The organism is Moorena sp. SIO3B2, from assembly GCF_010692525.1.
GTDB lineage: Bacteria > Cyanobacteriota > Cyanobacteriia > Cyanobacteriales > Coleofasciculaceae > Moorena > Moorena producens.
In genome coordinates this window covers 1-1,427 of sequence record NZ_JAAHHE010000868.1, presented here as the reverse complement: position 1 = coordinate 1,427, position 1,427 = coordinate 1, and the positions used below count along the sequence as shown (strand labels likewise).

Here is a 1,427-nt window from a genome sequence, read left to right as displayed (position 1 = left end):
GCCTGCCAAACCCTGCGAATCCCAATCACACCAAACTTGAGAGCAGCACTAAGTTTCGAGGTACCATCCACCCCTGGGAAATTACGTTGTTCGTGATAATCCCCAATAGTGCGATCGCAAAATTCCTCCAGTATCTCTTGGGCTACCTTTTCCCCTGGTGGCACTAACAGTTCATTCTCCCAGACATACCCCAAATCTATAGCACTAGGTAAATCAGTCACCCCTGCTGCTAGGGCATTGTCTTGTTCTATTTCCGTCAAGGATTCAACCCTAGTCAAAGTTGCCACAGGTTCTGCCTTAGATTGACCTTGCCAATTTTTCCAGAAAGGAGTGTAGACACTATAGGGATTGCCAGACTTAGTGAAAATTTCTCCTGGTGCGTGTAATAACTGATCCCAATAGTTATAGACAGCAATACCCTTTTCCTTCAACCCTGCTGCTACATCTTGATCCCGTTCCTTAGAATAAGGTTCCACATCCCAATTCCAACAAACAGCCTTAGCCTCCAGAGCAGCAGCTAAATTAGGAATTCCTTGCCTAGGGTCTTGATGTAGGATTAATAGTTGACTACCAGCTTGCCTGTAACCCTGCTGCAATTGTTCTAAGCAGCCAATCATATAAGTTACTCTTGCTGGGGCAATATCATCCCGCTCTAGAATAGTAGGGTCAAGACAGAAAACACCGACAAGCTTGGGACTTAGCTCAAAAGCAGCAGCTAGTCCCACATTGTCAGAAATCCGTAAATCACGGCGATGCCAGAATAGAATCAGGTTAGTCATTCAAGAACGGGCGAGCCATAAAAAAGCTGGAAATAGATTTAGCATCCACTGGCTCACCCTCCAAGATAGCTTGTTCTAACTCTTTTGGTGTCATTAAAACCACCTCTATATCCTCATCATCATCTTGCTTAGGAGGGGCTTCCAATTTCTCCAAATCCTCCGCCAGAAACGCATAAATGTACTCATCGGAATAGCCAGGAGCAAGGGGAAATTTCCCCAAAGATTTCCAGCGATGAGCGCGATAGCCAGTTTCTTCTTCTATTTCCCGTTTAATAGTTTCAGCTGGGTTTTCATGGGATTCTACCGTACCAGCAGGGAATTCCAAAAGACGCCCACTAACAGCAAAGCGATATTGCCGTACTAGTACCAGTTTACCATCGGGTGTTACCGGTACCGCCAAGGAACCACCAGGGTGACGGATACATTCCCATTGCCCTTCTGATTGATTAGGAAGACGTAGATTATTCACCTCGAAACTAAATCGTCTTCCTTGGAAAAATAGGTGTTTTTTCAGGAGTTGAGGGGGTTCTTGACCAGGTAGCATAAGAAGTATGAAAGATTAAGGATTAAGCATTCAGCGGTCAGCGGTCAGCGGTCAGCGGTCAGCGGTCAGCCAAAGGCTGATAGCTGATAAGGGTCAGCGGTCAG

Annotated in this window: 2 protein-coding genes; both read right to left on the bottom strand. The window is 45.9% G+C overall.

Annotated features, from left to right (window positions below):
- Window positions 1-779: deoxyribodipyrimidine photo-lyase (locus tag F6K38_RS41910; RefSeq protein WP_287360748.1), on the bottom strand; the 779-nt coding region annotated here is incomplete at its 3' end.
- Window positions 772-1,323, bottom strand: coding sequence for an NUDIX hydrolase (locus tag F6K38_RS41905; RefSeq protein WP_008189336.1), 552 nt, complete (start codon window positions 1,321-1,323; stop codon window positions 772-774). The genes F6K38_RS41905 and F6K38_RS41910, both read right to left, overlap by 8 nt.
- Between the last annotated feature and the right edge of the window lie 104 nt (window positions 1,324-1,427).

Coding starts and splice junctions, on each gene's coding strand:
- F6K38_RS41905 (WP_008189336.1), bottom strand. CDS start 1,323: ATGCTACCTGGTCAAGAACCCCCTCAACTCCTGAAAAAACACCTATTT.